The sequence below is a fragment of the Paenibacillus gyeongsangnamensis genome (genome assembly GCF_027533625.1).
Classification (GTDB): domain Bacteria; phylum Bacillota; class Bacilli; order Paenibacillales; family NBRC-103111; genus Paenibacillus_G; species Paenibacillus_G gyeongsangnamensis.
Genome location: NZ_JAQAGZ010000001.1, coordinates 557,915 through 573,393 on the forward strand (window position 1 = coordinate 557,915; position 15,479 = coordinate 573,393).

The window sequence follows — 15,479 nt, forward strand, 5'->3', positions numbered from 1 at the left end:
CGAACGATTATTCGTTTAGGGAGAGCAGCACCGATTGAATCCGTTCATAGGCCCAATCCAGCTCCTCGCGGGTAATGATCAGGGGGGGAGCGAAGCGGATCGTATTCTCGTGCGTCTCTTTGCAGAGCACACCGGCTCGCATCAGCACTTCGCAGATGGGTCGGGCAGGGACCGACAGTTCGAGGCCGATGAACAAGCCGCGGCCGCGGATGCCGGAGATCAGCGGATGGCGCAGCTTACAGAGAAGGTTCAGGAAGTAATCGCCCAGTTCACGGGAACGTTCGGCCAGCGCCTCATCCTCCGTCACCTGCAGGGCGGCGACGGCTACGGCGCATGCGAGCGGATTGCCTCCGAAGGTCGAACCGTGCGAGCCCGGACCGAAGACCTCGAGAATCTCCCGGTCGGCCGCTACGGCCGAGACGGGAAGCACGCCGCCGCCCAGCGCTTTCCCCAGAATATATACATCGGGCTCGATCCCATCGGCATCGCAAGCGAATCGGTAACCGGTTCGCCCGAAGCCGGTCTGAATTTCATCGGCCATAAGCAGCACCCGGTGCTGCTTGCATATCGCCGCAGCTTCCCTAAGATAGCCGTCCGGCGGCAGGACAATACCGGCCTCGCCTTGAATCGGCTCGACCAGAAAAGCCGCGGTGTGCGGGGTTACGGATTGCTTCAGCGCCTCCAGGCTGCCGTACGGGATAACGCGAAATCCCGGGGTGAAGGGACCGAAGCCGTCTTTGTACTCCGCGGAAGAAGAGAAGGAGGTAACGGTAACCGTTCGTCCATGGAAGTTGCCCTCGCAGACGAGAATTTCCGCCTTCCCGTCCGGAACGCCTTTGTGCCGGTAGGCCCAGCGCCTTGCCGCTTTCACAGCGGTTTCGACCGCTTCGGCCCCGGTATTCATCGGGAGAATCATCGACTTGCCGGTATAACGTGCCAGCTTCTCGTAGAAACGGGCGAGCGGCTCGTTATGGAACGCCCGGGAGGTTAAGGTCACCTTGGCCGCCTGATCCTGAAGAGCCTGGAGAATACGGGGATGGCGGTGTCCATGATTCAGTGCGGAGTAAGCGCTCAGCATATCCATGTACCGGTTGCCTTCCGGATCCTTTACCCAGACCCCCTGCGCTTCACTGATCACAATCGGCAGCGGATGATAGTTGGGGGTCCCCCAGCGACCGTTTGCTGAGATCACTTCATTCGAGAACGTCATGTCCCGGCCTCCTTTATAATATCGTTTCTCCCAGCAGGGAAAGGAGAAGTCCGGAAGCGAGCCTGGAGGTTCGTTGTCCCGGTTCCAGGGAAGGGTTAACTTCCACCAGCTCCGCGGAGGTGACCATCCCGGATTCCTGGAGCAGCTCCATCGCATAATGGGCTTCACGGTAGCTCATCCCCCCGGGAACAGGCGTTCCAGTGCCTGGGGCTTCGTTCGGATCGACGCTGTCGATGTCGAAGCTGACGTGTACGCCATCCGTCCCTTGAAGCTGCCGGGCGGCCTCTTCAAGCACTTTACCGATGCCGTACCGATCGATATCCTGCATGGTGAAGCAGCGGATGCCAAGCTGGCGGATAAGCTGCTTCTCTCCTTCGTCCAAATCCCGGGCGCCGACGATAACAATGTGCTCCGGAAGCACTTTAGGGCACCGGCCCAGCAGCTTCACAAGCCGGTCATGGCCTAGTCCAAGACTGACGGCCAGGGACATGCCGTGCAGATTGCCTGACGGACTCGTATCTGCGGTATTGAGGTCCGAATGGGCATCGAACCAAAGTACGCCGAGCTGTTTGTAGTGTGCGGACAATCCCGCAATCGTTCCGATGGCGATGCTGTGGTCTCCGCCAAGGATAATCGGAAAGCGCCTTTGACCGACAAGGGCTGACACCTGCAGCGCCAGCGCCTCGTTCATGTCGGCCACTGCGTCCAGATGCTTGAGGGCGTGCGGAGCCGCCCGTGCGTCCGCGGACGAGAGAGGCTTGAATTCCGGGAGCGCCGGAGCGGTCTCCACCTCGTGACGGAGCAGACGGAGCTTGCGTTCCAGCCCGGTCCGAAGAATCGCTTCGGGCCCGTCCTTTGCGCCGCGGCGGCCGGCACCCCAGTCGAAAGGAACAGGAAGCAGGGTGATTTTCTTGGAATGTGCAGAAGCGTACATGGGCCCTCCTCCTACCAATTTTTGATCACAAACCACAGATTGGCAGGACGCTCTGCCAGCCTGCGGACAAAATACGGATACCATTTGCGGCCGTAGGGCACATAGCAGCGCACTTTATAGCCCTCTTGAACAAGCCTTTCCTGCAGCGGCGAGGCAACACCATACAGCATCTGAAATTCAAACCTATCGGGCGGCACCTGGAGTCGTCGAACAAGCTTCTGAGCCGCCCGGATGATGCGCTCGTCGTGCGTGGCAATGGAGGTGAACACGCCGGAGGACAGGCGGATACCGATCAAGCGGATGAAGTTCTCGTCGACCTCCTGCTTTCGGGCCAGGACCAAGGGCTTCGGCTCCTTGTAGGCCCCCTTCACCAGACGGAGAGGGACGCGCTCGCGGGTCAGCCGGTCAACATCGTGCAGACTTCTGCGCATGCAAGCCTGAACGACCGTGCCTACTCCGTTCAAGCCTTCCGCACGCAGGCGGCGGACCATTCGGAGGGTTGCATCCGTATATGGCGAGTTTTCCATATCCAGACACACGAAGCCTTGCTGATCTTCAGCACGCCGAACGATTTGCCTGATATAGGTGCAGGTCGTCTCTTCGTCCAAGGCAAGCCCCATTTGGGTCGGTTTCAACGAAACATTCACATCCGCAGCTCCCGCCGCAAGGCGGTCGACCATTCGGAGATATTCCTCCATGAAGCTCTCCGATTCTTGCACCGTTCTGACGCCCTCGCCCAAATGATCCAGCGTGACGGAAATTCCTTTCGCTTCAAGATCAGCCACCCGGAGCATGGCCTCCTCGAGCGTTACACCGGCTACGAATCGGGCTGCGCCCAGTTGAAGGCCGTAACGCAGCGCTGCGGCTTCGACGGCCCGATTGCCTGCCAGCGTCAGCAGAATGGAGCGGAATAGTCGTGTACCCAGTTCCATGGCGGTGCCCCTCCTTCCTGTGCTTATATGTAATGCATATTCCAGGGTGCGAGCATACAGGATCACAACCCGTTACTTCGTTGATATATCGTATTCAGAACTCGTCTAAACGCCACACGGGAGCTGCAAAGAAAAAAGCCTGACCTCTCCCGGAAGCGCATTTCCGCGAAGAGGCAGGCTGATCTTTAAAAACTGTATTTGCGATGCTGCTCGATAAACTGCATGGAGCCGGTACAGCCGATATAATCCGTCATGTTATCGCCGTAATGCATGAGGCGCGTGATCCGCTGGATGGATTCCGGCAAGCTCATTAGCTCGTCCAGCGCCGCATGGACCATCCCTTTGCCCTGCAGCTGGCAATCATGCCAGATCTCCTTCACGCCCCGGGCGCTCATCTCTTTCAAGCGTTCCGCGTCAAACCTGGAATCCGAGCTGTAATAGAGCTTTTCGTTCATAAGAATGGCGTAGCTGGGCTTACCCGGAATATGCTCGGTCGGCAGCAGCTCCAAGGTTAGATCCGGATGAAGCGGGTAAGGGGTACCCGGTTCAAGCGGGACGACCTCGAAATAATCGTTCAACGAATGGAATCCTTCCGCCTTATTTTCCAAACCGCCCTTGAGGGAATGGTCCCACAGCGGTCCAATCAGCGTCGAAGGAAGAAGCAGCTTCATGCGGTGCCGATGTACATATTGGCTTTGAAAAGCCAGCTCCTCCAAACCACCGACATGGTCCGCGTGGATGTGGGTTATGAGTATGGCGTCGATTTGAGGGGACGGAATATTCAATTCGTATAATGCGCGGGGGGCGGTGACGCCGCAATCGATTAATAACGTGAAGCCGTGCGCGTATACCAGAGCATTATTATTGTAGTATCGTTTGGCGAAGGCGCTTCCCGTACCGATCATTTGAATTTGCAGGCTCACTCATGATCCTCCACTCCTCGGCGGTTTGACGGCCGCCTGATGTTTGAGTAAATCTTACCTGAGGCAGAGCGTTCGTTCAAGAGAATTATCACACCTTTTGCAAAAAAAAATTTATGATTATGATAACCGAAGGAAGAGAGGATATCATGAAGCGAAAGCTCCATTTCCCGGGCAAGCGCACCGTTCGTCAGAGAACGGCATAGAAGAGACAATAGTCGACATAAAGATGACGATGCGGCATATGTTGTTCACATACGACGTGTAATCGTTTGCAAAATCTATATCTAGTTTTTAAAATATAAAAAAAAATGTTTTTTTCATATTTGAGCGCAACTCTTGCGCAAAACCGGAGTATAACATTACACAAAAAGAAGAACATGATGGAGGTTGCCAGAAATGAAAGTGCCGCGATTGCTGACGCTGGTGCTGTCGCTTTCCTTATTCGGAACGGCGGGGGCGTTCGCCAGCTCCATGTGGGGCGATTATGAGGGTTACGCCAAAGCACGGGTGACGATTAACAACAATGAGAAGACATTTGCCGACGGTGATACTCCGGCCTTCTTAATTAAAGGAAGCACTGTATTTCCGGTAAGGGTATTGTCCGAATCCCTCCAAGCACTGGTGAAATGGGACAATGCTACCAAGACCATAGCCATTCATAAACCGAATGTACATATGTTTGTCGCCAAGAAGGTTAATGACGACTACTCGATCTCCAAGCCGTTCGGAGGGGTGAAGAAGGGCGACCGGCTCGACTTTGCCGTATTCGCGCAAGTGGACAGCCTGACGACGCCGATTTCTTCCTTTAAAATCTCGATCGATTCGCCGAGCGGCGAGACTGTGGCTACGCACGAGAAGATGGTGAACGGACAAAAGGAAAGCTTCTGGTATCCATGGCCGTTCAATGTAACGTTCTCCGAGGCGGGCAACTATGTGGTCAAATTTTCGATTAAATTGGATGACAGCAGTGATTATACCGTCGTTTCACAGAAAGTGATTTTGTCCGAATAAAGCCGGGAGCCGGCCTCCTTTGGAGCAGGAAGCAGTCGGGCTTTACATTGACTTGGACTCCGCCCGCATGATACGATACGAGGGAACTACCAATTTAAGACGAAAGTAGGTTTTCCCATGAGCGATCACATACATGACGCTTCCTGCGACCATGATCATGAGGATGATATCTTCATCGTAACCGATCAAGACGGTGTCGAGCATGAGATGGTAATGGTATATACCTTCGAAGCAAACGAGCGCGCTTATGCGGTGCTGCTGGATCGCAACGACATGGAAGCGGACGGGGTCATTTTCCGCATTGAAGAAGAGGACGGAGAAGCCTTCCTTTCCAGCATCGAAGACGAACAAGAGTGGGATCGCGTCGTTCAGATCTATAACGAGATCGTCGAAGAACAAGAGCAGGAACAACCATAACGTTGAACTCAGAAACCCTTCTTTTTTCAAGGAGGGTTTTTCGCTCTGAAGGTAGGCATGAAAAGACCGTGCTTCCAACGGCCGGAGCCGGGGGTGCACAGTCTCGATAATCCGGTAGAACTTCTTATTATTTACGAGGGTTATAAAACATGATACGTCCGTTGAACAAGTGAAGCTCGGCCTTCCATAAGCGGGCTAAATATTTGCAGAATTCGTTGCCTTTGCCTTTATCGCCGTGCGTACAATCGTCCGGCAGCACGACCTGCACATAATTGTTCTTGCCCTCTTCCGATCCGGCCGCAGCCTCGCTGCCTACGCCGAGAACGATATATTTGTACAGCGGGCTGGTTCCTTTCAGATAAAACCATTGACCTTCGCTCTCCGGTTTGGTCTCGACCGAATAAGGAAAGCCGGCATCGCCGTATTCCCAACCCAGCTGCTTGCCCGTCAAGACCAGTTGTTCTTTATAATGCTGGAGCTGAGCTTTCAATTCCTCGAGCGATACGGAAGAAACGGCGGAGCCTTCGACAAATTTAATATATGCGCTTTGCGCCATGACGTTATGCACCTGCCTACATAATGGACTGGTTAGGTTGGATTCAAGCATGCTCCCATCACTTTCGAGTGGGGATCAGCCGTTAAATCACAGGGTCATGCACCATGATCATCATAGCATTGTCCTATTGGAAATACAATACAAAAGCCGGGCCCTGCCCGTTAAACAGGAAGAGACCGGCCATCTTACAAAGCTTGGTTTCGCTTCAACGGAGGATAACAGTGGAATCTCAACTATTTAGCGGTTACCTACTCGTAACGGATATGGACGGCACGCTGCTGGGCGCGGATAAGTCGATCAGTCCGGATAATTTGGCTGCAATTGAACGGTTCACGGCACAGGGAGGACGCTTTACGCTGGCTACCGGAAGAATTGCTTCGTCTGTAAGGCGGTACGCGGAGCAGCTCCCGCTTGGCGCCCCCGCTATTCTGTGCAACGGGGCGATGATCTATGATTTCGCGAGCGGCGAGACGGTATGGGAGCGGATGCTTCCCGTCTCCGATGCAGAGGGCATTATTCAGCGGATGCTGTCGCTTTACCCGCAGATCGGAGTGGAGATTTATCCGAAGGGATGGGACGTTCCTTTCTTCCGCAATGAGAATGAAGTAACGCAGCGGCACGAGCGTATGGAAAAATTCCGGCGGAGAGCGGATTCGGCGCCGGCAGAGCCGTGGATCAAAGTGCTGTTCGCTTGGGAGCCGGCGAGGCTCGATGCCATTACCCCGCATTTGCAGGAATTGACCGGTTCGGCGGAGGTCGAATGGATTCGATCGGATGACAAGTACTTGGAGCTTCTGGCCAAAGACTCCACCAAAGGGCACGCGCTGGAGGCGCTCACCCGGCGGCTTGGAATGGATCCGGCGAAGAGCATTGCGATGGGTGATCATTTGAACGACCTTGAAATGATTCGGCGCGCCGGAGTCGGCGTTGCTGTAGCGAACGCGCATCCGGAGCTCCGGGCCGCGGCCGGCCATCACGCGAAGCATCACGAGGAGCATGCCGTGGCCGATGTAATCGAATGGCTGGAGCAGCGCATTCGATCAGGCATGTAGCATGAAAAAGGGCTGTCTCCGGGACAGCCCTTTGTGCGTTGATAATAATTTATAAGTTTTCGTAGCTTATAGCTTCGCATCAACCTTGGTAAACGCGCTGGTCCTTGTAAGACAAGGACGGCGTAGCCGTTTATCATGGATGTGCGAAATTTTAGAAAATGGCAGGCGTTTCCACAATAACTTTAACCTGCTCGATGCTGCGGTCCTCGGGACCCTTTACCGGCAGACCGACTTCCACGTGCTCCGTGATATAGTCGATCAAATCCTGAGAGATGACCTCCCCTGGAAGCAGGATCGGAATGCCCGGCGGGTAGACATAGATGAATTCGGCAATGATACGGTCTGCGGATTCCTTGAACGGTACGATCTCCGTATCCCCGTAGAAGGCATCGCGCGGCGACAAGGTCAGCTGCGGAATCTTCGGAATTTTGATCACAAGCTCGTTCACCGGGTTGATGGAATAATTCTCGGAGGACAGCTGGGCCAAGGCGGTCAGCAGCGTCTCGATGTTCTCCCGAGTATCGCCCGGCGTAATGAGACACAGGATATTGTACATGTCGCTGAGCTCGACCTCGATGTTGAATTTGTCCCTCAGCCAATTCTCCGCATCGTAGCCGGTAATGCCCAAGTGGCGCACATGGATGTTGATCTTGGTCGGATCGTAATCATAGGTTGCTTCTGTACCGAGAATTTCATCGCCGAAGCAGTACAGCCCCGGGATCAGATTGATTTCGTGACGCGCGTAATTTGCGAGCTCGATCGTCCGTTCGGCCATTTCTTTCCCGTTCAAGGCCAAATTGCGGCGGGCCGTGTCGAGCGAGCCGAGCAGAATGTAGGAGGTCGAAGTGGTCGTCAGCATGCTGATGATCGTCTTCGCGCGCCGAACGCTGACCCGGCCCTCGCGGATATTGAGGACGGAGCTCTGCGTCATGGAGCCGCCGAGCTTATGTACGCTCGTAGCCGCCATATCGGCTCCGGCTTCCATCGCCGACATCGGCAGCTTGCTGCTGAAATGAATCAGCACGCCGTGCGCCTCGTCGACAAGCACCGGAATATTGTACTCGTGCACGATATTGACGATTTCCCGCAGATTGGCGCATACGCCGTAATAGGTCGGGTTGATGACAAGCACGGCCTTGGCGTCGGGATGCCGCTCCAGCGCCCGGCGAACGGAGCTGGTCGTGACCCCGTGGTCGATGCCGAGATTCTCGTCCCGCACCGGTTTCAGGAAGACGGGCTTCGCACCCGCGAAAATAATGGCCGACATGATGGACTTATGTACGTTGCGCGGCACGATGATTTTGTCTCCTTGGGAGCATACGGTCAAAATCATCGTCATGATGGCGCCGCTCGTCCCCTGCACGGAGAAAAACGTATGATCGGCACCGAAAGCTTCGGCAGCAAGCTTCTGCGACTCTTCAATGACGCCCGTCGGTTGATGCAGATCGTCCAGCGGAGCTATATTGATCAGGTCGATGGACAGCGCGTTATCGCCGATAAACTCCCGGAACTCGGGGTCCATGCCGACACCTTTCTTATGTCCTGGGATATGAAACTGAACAGGATTGCGCTCCGCATGCTGCTTCAGCGCGGTGAACAGGGGAGTTTTCGTTTGATCCACGGTCATCCCTACCCTTCATTGTGTGGTTTCGATATATGAAAAAAGCAAACAAAATGAGTATAGCAAACTGGGACACGGATGCAAGCGATTTTTATGAATAGTTTGTTAATCTTTTGGAGGAAATAACCTTTGTCGATTTTGTTAATAATTAAGCCTGTTCATTTCCTAACTGAAAATAATTATGGTACGATAGGATTACATTTATTAGAAATGACCGTCTGAGAGAGGATTGGAAGTCACTAATGAAGAAGCAGCTCACCATTATTATGGTACTGCTGATGACGATTTTTATCGGCTTCGGCATCATTATTCCCGTACTGCCCGATGCGGTAACCGGGTCCGGCGCAAATTCGTTCCATCTCGGGATGCTGCTGTCGGTGTATTCGCTGGCATCGTTCCTGATGTCGCCCGTCTGGGGCGGTTTGTCGGACCGGATCGGACGCAGGCCGATCATCATGATCGGGACGATCGGCTTCAGTTTGAGCTTCTTTCTGTTCGGCATTGCCGGCGGCAGCCTCGCAATGATGTACATATCGCGGATCTTGGGAGGCCTCTTCTCGGGAGCGGCCACCGCTTGCGCGGTAGCTTACGTTGCGGACATTACGACCGAAGAGAACCGGACCAAGGGGATGGGTCTGGTCGGCATGTCCATCGGGCTCGGCTTCATCTTCGGACCGGCGGTAGGCGGGCTGCTCAGCCAATTCGGATTGCAGGTTCCGTTCTTCGCATCGTCGATTCTGGCGCTTGCGACGTTCGCCTTCGCCTTCTTCCTGCTGCCGGAATCGCTGCCGCCGGAGAAACGGAGGAATGCGGGGGGGCCGAAGGCGTCCCGGTGGGCCGCTTTTGTCGGGTCGTTGAAATACTTGTACACGCTATCGTTCTTCGTATCGTTCACGTTGGCCGGGATCGAAGCGACGCTGCTTCTGTTCGAACGGGACAAGATCGGGGCTGGCCCTTCCGACCTGGGCGTCATGTTCGCCGTCAGCGGGATCGTGGGGGCGTTAATCCAAGGCGGCGTGGTGCGGCGTTTGATCAAGCGGGGGCAGGAAGCGCGCGTGGTCGGGGTTGGACTGGTTTTGTCCGCACTCGGCTTCATCCTGATCCTCTTCTCCAGCAATCTGTTCACCGCTTCCGTCTATGTCGCCGTATTCGGTGCGGGCAATGCGCTCATCCGGCCTTGCGTTACGTCCCTCATTACGCAGAAGACGAAGGTCGGACAAGGGACCGCATCGGGCCTCAGCTCTTCGATGGATTCCCTCGGCCGGATTACCGGGCCGCTGCTCGGGGCAGGGGTGTACGATTACAGCCACGGCGCGCCTTTCGTCACGGGGGCGGTCTTGTCGCTGGCGGCGCTTTATCTGTTGTACCGCTTTATCGTTATCGACCGGGACGGCCGGCAATCCGCGGCTTAGGCCTAAGGCTACCAATAAGAAAAGCTGCCATTGTGCGTTCGGGCACATCAGGCAGCTTTTTGTGTGTCAGGGCTTCCATTCCTCGGCGGTCAGCGCATAGATGCGATGATCCTCCCAGACGCCGTTTATTTTCAAATAGCGCTCCGCAAGCCCTTCAAACCGCATGCCGTTCTTCTCCACCACCCGGATCGAGCCGGTATTCCGAGGCATGACCGCGGCCTGTACCCGGTGCAGCAGCGCCTGCTCGAACGCAAATTGCAGCGTCAGGCGGAGCGCCTCCGTCATATACCCGCGCCCGTTGACGGGGCCGGCCGTGAAATAGCCCACCGTCGCATTATGCCAGGCTCCTCTTACGATATTGGACAGACGGACGCGCCCGACGATCTGATGGGTGCCGTTCTCGAAAATGCCGAAGGCATAGCCCTTACCCTCGGCCTCGTCCCGGTGTCCCTGCTCGATGGAAGCGCGAATGCTCTCGAGTGTGAAGGCTTCCTCCGGCTGAACCGGCTCATACGGCATGAAGAAAGTCCGGTTATCGTTCCTCAGCTGATGCAGCGCACGGGCGTCCGAAACGTTCAAGGGGCGGATATAGACAAGCTTCCCTTCCAGGTTCATGAATTGTCACCTCCCTGACGAACGGAAAGTCCATGCATAATGAAAGCGATACATTGCTCGGTTTCCCATTCATCGTCCCATTCCCGGTCGGTGAAGACGAGGAAGCGGGAAGCCAGATAACCGATAATCACCGAGGAGATCAGGCGAAGCACCGTAGGGATGGGGAGGGGGGCAAGCTCTCCGCGCTCTTGAAAGTGAAGCGCAGCCTTTTCCAGCCGTTGATACACTTCCTTTCCTACGACGGTCTTGAACTGGTCCCGAAGCTCGGGTTGAAACGGGATTTCCTGCACCATAATCTTGATAACGGGCAAATTCGCGCGTGCGAAAGCAATCCGGTTGAGCAGCAGCGCACGCAGAAACTCGGCGAAGCTCCCGTAATCCGCCTCAAGCACCTTGGCGAAATCGCGCAGCACAAAAGGGGCCACCAGCTTGACCATGAGCGGCGAGACGATGGACAGCAGAAGCTCCTTCTTCGTCTTATAATGGCGGAAGATCGTACCTTCGGCGACGCCGGCCTTCTGTGCGATTTCGCTGGTGGAAGCGGCGGCATAGCCTTTCTCGGCAAAAATATCGATGGCGGCCTGCACGATTCTCAGCTGCTTCTCGGTCATCTTCGTTTCTTCATCGCTGAGCTTCATCAGCTGTTCAATCCATTGATCGGTCGGATCGGTAGTCAAATGTCCTCACACCTCTTCGAAGCTAATATCCTTCCGTCGGCTGCACCGACAGTAGGCATTTCTTTAAGTATACTATAAAAGGTGTGAGTAATCACTCCTTCAAGCGGGGGCCTCCCTTATGAAGGATTCAGCAGCCTGTAAATGACGGATGCCGCTTCCGCCCGGGTGATCTTCTGCTCAGGACGGAAGGTGCCGTCCTCGTACCCGCCGAACAGCTGCGCCTCCGAGACGGCGGCAATCTCTTTCGCCGCCCAGTAATCGCCGCGCACATCCTTGTAGGCGGCGTCGCCGCCTACGCGCAGCAGCTCGCTTCGCGTAAGAATAGCGGCGATTTCCGCCCGCGTTATCGGATTTTTAGGCTTGAACGTGTGATCCGGGTAGCCTTGGATCAGGCCGTAATCGATCGCGGTCAGGATATAAGGCTTATCGCCGTTCTTCTGCACGTCCATCAGGTCGGTATCCTGCCGGGAGGTTAAATACCATTCCTTCGCTTTCACGAAATAACGGATAAATTCGGCGCGGGTAATCGGTTGATCGGGCTTGAAGAGCAGCTTTCCGTTCTCGGTATAGCCGTCAACGTATCTTTTATCATCTAGCGCCAGGATTTCCTTGGACGCCCAGTGACCCGCAATATCGCTGTAATCGGTGGGGATCCCGTTCAATCCCAGCACATACTTGGTTACTGCCTTGTACTCCTCGTCGCGCAAGGAGCCCGGGCTGTTGTTCGGCATGTTGCGCGAAATAAAAGCGTAAGCCTTGTCGTAGTTTTTTAGCACGCCTTTCTTCGCCTGATCGCTCACGAGCGACGGATAGTTGTCCGAGCCCCGTCCTTCGGCGGCATGACAGGCAAGGCAATGCTGTTCGTAAACGGCTTTGCCGCTGTCCGTAGCAGTATCGGGTGAAGGACCGCCGGCCGACGCGCTGCGGAGATCGTTCTGAAGCCAGGTGGCGCCTAGCAAAAGAGCGGCTGCTGGAAGCAGGGTGAAGGGACGGGAGAATCGTTTCATCAAGCGGCACCGCCTTAGGTAAGAGTATGCTTAATCACAAGGTAGCATATGTCTGTTACGTTATTGTTTCGGCAGAAAGCGTTTTAAGGATTAGCGCGAAAAAAAACGCATGTCCCAGGACAGCTTAGGCTGTCCGGACATGCGTACAGGGGAAATCCGGCCTTACTTGGACGGGGCGGGAGCCTTCTCCGGGAGTTCTTTCGTCTTGTGCATCCCTTTGCGCTCGACCATGTTCTCGATCCACGGGGTCATCTCATCTTTAATCTTCGAAATCAGCTGATCCTTGCCGATGCCCTTGGCGGCGGCGATTTCCGCAAGAGACTTGCCCGCGTTCAGCTGGGCTTCGAGCTCCTGCGGCGTGATGCCGATCAAGGCGGCCAGCTTGTCCGGCGCCGGCAGCATTTTGCCGCCCATAGGGCCGTGCTTGCCGTGATACCCGCCGCCGTCAAATTTATGGTTTACCATAAATTTGAGGTGCTCCGGCATGCTTTGCTTCAGCTTGTCCGCTTTGGCCGACGTCAGCTTCCCGGCCTTGACGGCCTCATCGATCCGCTTGCTGCGCTCCGTCTGGAGCCTTGCGATCAGATCGGCCTCGCTGATGCCTTTTTCCGCGGCGATTTGGGCGATAGTTTTATCCTTCAAGGCCGCCTTCAGCTCGTCCTTGCCAAGGCCAAGCACCACCGCGGCTTCCTCCAGGATCGGGAAGCCGCGCTTCTCCTGCTTGTCTCCTGACGGATCGTCCTTGCGCGCGTCCTCCTTCTTGCCGAACCAGCTGCGGAACCGGCTTGTCTTCCCCGTATCGCCGCTGCCGCCGTCCGGCTGCACGGCCGTCCCGACGGCCGCCGCGTGCGCCATCTGCCGGGCGCCGTACAGCGCACCGCCGCTGAGCAGCAGCGCGACCGCGAGGGTGGAGACGATCACTTTCTTGGTGTAATCCTGCTTCATGCATTCACCTTCCTTCGATATCGCGTTTGGGAATGATTGGCTTCACGCCATCCTTAGGTTATGCAGTTTTTATTAAGTTTAACTTAAAAAAAGCTGAAGCCCGGATTAATTTCCGGGCGCAGGCTGTAAGAAACCCGGATATGCAGAAAAAATGCTAAAGGTTAGGTGGGGTATCCCCTGTAGGAGCGTTAGCGTCCGCCTTTGTTATCGGAAAATGATCGCTGCAAACACGATTAAATTGAAAATTTTACGGGTAACAACAGCGGCCGGAAGGGAATACCCTACCGGGTACCAAGGCGGATTTTCACTATTTCATGGGTTTCTAGGGCAGCCTGAGCCCGGATTAATTTCCGGGCGGTTGTTCAGGAGCCGGCTTTGCATGCCGTCAGATACAAGGGCATCAGCGTCCCGAAGGTTTCCTTGGCGAAAGCGAGAAGAGCTTGTCCATCCTGGAGCAGCGGGTCTCCCGGCAGAATGTGCCGCCCGACGAGCAGCTCAGTGCTCTTGACGTCGCGGAACCGTTCCAGCGCTTCTTTCCACTGCTTTTCGTTCAGCGAACCGGCGGCAACGGAATTTTTGCGCGTATGGTCAAAGGAAATCACGTAGTCTCCCGGAATCGTTTTTTTCGTTTTGCGCACGTGCTTCAAATAAGCTTCGGCAATCCGCTGCTTATGCGGCAGCTCATAAATGAGCGCGAACCAAAGAAACACGTGATCGTCGAACAGGCCGATCTGGAAGTGCGGGGACATCTTGTAGCCGCGCTTGGTTGGAGCTAGCGCGAGCCAGGTATCTTTGGGCGGATTGGTCGTCCGGCGCAAATGCTGCGCGATATGTACAAACATTTCCGTACCGGTCAAAAGCGCCACCTCCTCGACAAGCGCTTCTCCGATTTCCTTGAATTTGGGCTGTATGGACCCGCGAATCGCTTCCATGCGGGGCTCCAGGCCTTCAATGCGGAAAATATCAAAATCGGCTTGCTTAAATCCGGTAAAGCTCATCGTCACAATCCTCTCCTTGCCGTAGGTTCTTCAGCTACTATACCACAGCTATAAGGCCGTCCGCATCCGTTCGACGGCAGCCGACAACATTTGACGGCGAACCTAAAAAAAACACAAGTCGTAGAAAAGGATTTTCTAGTTGGAGAATACGCAAACCGTTATGATTAAGCTACAAATAACAAACAAGCAAGCGTTAGGAGGGGCAGCCAGTGACGGCAAAAGTCGAAGCACCGGGCCGGGTCGGCCACAGCACGAAGGCGAAGAAGGGCTTACTGAAATTAATGTGGAAATATAAAGCGCTTTATTTCATTTCGCTGCCGGGCATCATTTATTTCTTGATTTTCAAATACGTGCCTTTATTCGGCTCGGTGATCGCATTTCAAGACTATAACATTTTTAACGGAATGACGGGCAGCAAATGGGTGGGACTCGAGCATTTCAAGCGGATGTTCGCCCACTATGATTTCTTGATCATCCTCAAAAATACGATACTGCTCGGCTTATACGATCTGATCATCGCTTTTCCGGCGCCGATCGTACTGGCTTTGCTGCTGAACGAGCTGCGGCTGGTATTCTACAAGCGGCTGCTGCAAACCGTCGTTTATATGCCTCACTTCTTATCCTGGGTTATCATCAGCGGCATTGCGATAGGCATTCTGTCGCCGTCCACGGGTGCGGTCAATCAATTGCTAGTTGCGCTCGGCATGCAGCCGGTTTACTTTCTCGGCGAGGAATCTTGGATCCGCACCGTGCTGATCGGCTCCGGCATTTGGAGAGATTCCGGTTACGGCACTATCATTTACTTGGCGGCGCTTGCCGGCATTAACCCGGATTTGTACGAAGCGGCCGAGGTCGACGGAGCCAACCGCTGGCGCCAAACGATCAGCATTACGCTTCCGTCGCTGCTGCCGACGATCATGATCTTGTTCCTGCTGCACATCGGCAAATTCCTGGATCTCGGCTTCGAACGCGTCTACGTGTTCCTGAACCCGCTGAACAAAGTGAACGGGGAAATCATCGATACTTATATTTATCAAATCGGTCTGTTGGGACAGCAGTTCAGCTACACGACAGCCATGGGTCTGTTCAAATCCGTGGTCGGCTTCCTTCTGATCGTCATCGGCAACGTGCTCAGCAAAAAGACTACGGGGGAAAGCTTGTACTAACAT

General features: G+C 55.0%; 16 protein-coding genes. 5 read left to right on the forward strand and 11 right to left on the reverse strand.

Annotation, left to right across the window (positions count from 1 at the left end; all coding sequences use genetic code 11):
• Window positions 1–7: 7 nt before the first annotated feature.
• The 4 genes from O9H85_RS02555 to O9H85_RS02570 all read right to left on the reverse strand — a co-directional run bounded on the left by O9H85_RS02555 (window position 8) and on the right by O9H85_RS02570 (window position 3,999).
• On the reverse strand, window positions 8–1,210 hold the full coding sequence (locus O9H85_RS02555) for an ornithine--oxo-acid transaminase (RefSeq protein ID WP_269879693.1): 1,203 nt from the start codon (window positions 1,208–1,210) through the stop codon (window positions 8–10).
• Between the two features lie 13 nt (window positions 1,211–1,223).
• Complete coding sequence (rocF, locus tag O9H85_RS02560) at window positions 1,224–2,144, reverse strand: arginase (protein WP_269879694.1); 921 nt, start codon at window positions 2,142–2,144, stop codon at window positions 1,224–1,226.
• An 11-nt stretch (window positions 2,145–2,155) separates the two neighbouring features.
• On the reverse strand, window positions 2,156–3,076 hold the full coding sequence (locus O9H85_RS02565; protein ID WP_269879695.1) for a proline dehydrogenase family protein: 921 nt from the start codon (window positions 3,074–3,076) through the stop codon (window positions 2,156–2,158).
• A gap of 185 nt (window positions 3,077–3,261) precedes the next feature.
• Window positions 3,262–3,999: an MBL fold metallo-hydrolase gene (locus O9H85_RS02570; RefSeq protein ID WP_269879696.1), complete on the reverse strand. Its 738-nt coding sequence runs from the start codon at window positions 3,997–3,999 to the stop codon at window positions 3,262–3,264.
• Between the two features lie 396 nt (window positions 4,000–4,395).
• Here O9H85_RS02570 and O9H85_RS02575 point away from each other — a divergent pair, with 396 nt between their 5' ends.
• Both O9H85_RS02575 and O9H85_RS02580 read left to right on the forward strand, forming a co-directional pair.
• Complete coding sequence (locus O9H85_RS02575; RefSeq protein ID WP_269879697.1) at window positions 4,396–5,010, forward strand: copper amine oxidase N-terminal domain-containing protein; 615 nt, start codon at window positions 4,396–4,398, stop codon at window positions 5,008–5,010.
• Window positions 5,011–5,127: 117 nt separating this feature from the next.
• A complete protein-coding gene (locus tag O9H85_RS02580; protein WP_269879698.1) occupies window positions 5,128–5,427 on the forward strand; it encodes a DUF1292 domain-containing protein in 300 nt (99 codons plus the stop codon).
• 127 nt (window positions 5,428–5,554) lie between these two features.
• Here O9H85_RS02580 and O9H85_RS02585 read toward each other — a convergent pair whose 3' ends face one another.
• Window positions 5,555–5,983, reverse strand: coding sequence for a DUF1885 family protein (locus O9H85_RS02585; protein WP_269879699.1), 429 nt, complete (start codon window positions 5,981–5,983; stop codon window positions 5,555–5,557).
• 221 nt (window positions 5,984–6,204) lie between these two features.
• Between O9H85_RS02585 and O9H85_RS02590 the strand changes: the two genes are divergently transcribed.
• The gene (locus tag O9H85_RS02590; RefSeq protein WP_269879700.1) at window positions 6,205–7,035 is read left to right on the forward strand and encodes a Cof-type HAD-IIB family hydrolase; all 831 of its coding nucleotides are present in this window, start codon (window positions 6,205–6,207) and stop codon (window positions 7,033–7,035) included.
• A gap of 151 nt (window positions 7,036–7,186) precedes the next feature.
• Here the strand turns inward: O9H85_RS02590 and O9H85_RS02595 are convergent, their stop codons facing one another.
• Window positions 7,187–8,656, reverse strand: a complete 1,470-nt coding sequence (locus O9H85_RS02595) for an aminotransferase class I/II-fold pyridoxal phosphate-dependent enzyme (protein WP_269879701.1) — start codon at window positions 8,654–8,656, stop codon at window positions 7,187–7,189.
• Between the two features lie 218 nt (window positions 8,657–8,874).
• Between O9H85_RS02595 and O9H85_RS02600 the strand changes: the two genes are divergently transcribed.
• Window positions 8,875–10,068 carry an MFS transporter gene (locus O9H85_RS02600; protein WP_269879825.1) on the forward strand — a complete coding sequence of 398 codons (1,194 nt, stop codon included), beginning with the start codon at window positions 8,875–8,877 and terminating at the stop codon, window positions 10,066–10,068.
• 66 nt (window positions 10,069–10,134) lie between these two features.
• Here O9H85_RS02600 and O9H85_RS02605 read toward each other — a convergent pair whose 3' ends face one another.
• The 5 genes from O9H85_RS02605 to O9H85_RS02625 form a co-directional block, all read right to left on the reverse strand.
• A complete protein-coding gene (locus tag O9H85_RS02605; protein ID WP_269879702.1) occupies window positions 10,135–10,683 on the reverse strand; it encodes a GNAT family N-acetyltransferase in 549 nt (182 codons plus the stop codon).
• The gene (locus O9H85_RS02610) at window positions 10,680–11,360 is read right to left on the reverse strand and encodes a TetR/AcrR family transcriptional regulator (RefSeq protein ID WP_269879703.1); all 681 of its coding nucleotides are present in this window, start codon (window positions 11,358–11,360) and stop codon (window positions 10,680–10,682) included. Before O9H85_RS02610 ends, O9H85_RS02605 begins: the two co-directional genes overlap by 4 nt.
• Window positions 11,361–11,476: 116 nt before the next feature.
• Window positions 11,477–12,367 (reverse strand): S-layer homology domain-containing protein, encoded by an 891-nt coding sequence (locus O9H85_RS02615; protein WP_269879704.1) that lies wholly within the window; start codon window positions 12,365–12,367, stop codon window positions 11,477–11,479.
• Window positions 12,368–12,529: 162 nt separating this feature from the next.
• The gene (locus O9H85_RS02620) at window positions 12,530–13,312 is read right to left on the reverse strand and encodes a hypothetical protein (protein ID WP_269879705.1); all 783 of its coding nucleotides are present in this window, start codon (window positions 13,310–13,312) and stop codon (window positions 12,530–12,532) included.
• 362 nt (window positions 13,313–13,674) lie between these two features.
• Window positions 13,675–14,310, reverse strand: coding sequence for a DUF1054 domain-containing protein (locus tag O9H85_RS02625; RefSeq protein ID WP_269879706.1), 636 nt, complete (start codon window positions 14,308–14,310; stop codon window positions 13,675–13,677).
• Between the two features lie 272 nt (window positions 14,311–14,582).
• Here O9H85_RS02625 and O9H85_RS02630 point away from each other — a divergent pair, with 272 nt between their 5' ends.
• Window positions 14,583–15,476 (forward strand): ABC transporter permease, encoded by an 894-nt coding sequence (locus tag O9H85_RS02630; protein ID WP_269879826.1) that lies wholly within the window; start codon window positions 14,583–14,585, stop codon window positions 15,474–15,476.
• Window positions 15,477–15,479: the final 3 nt, after the last annotated feature.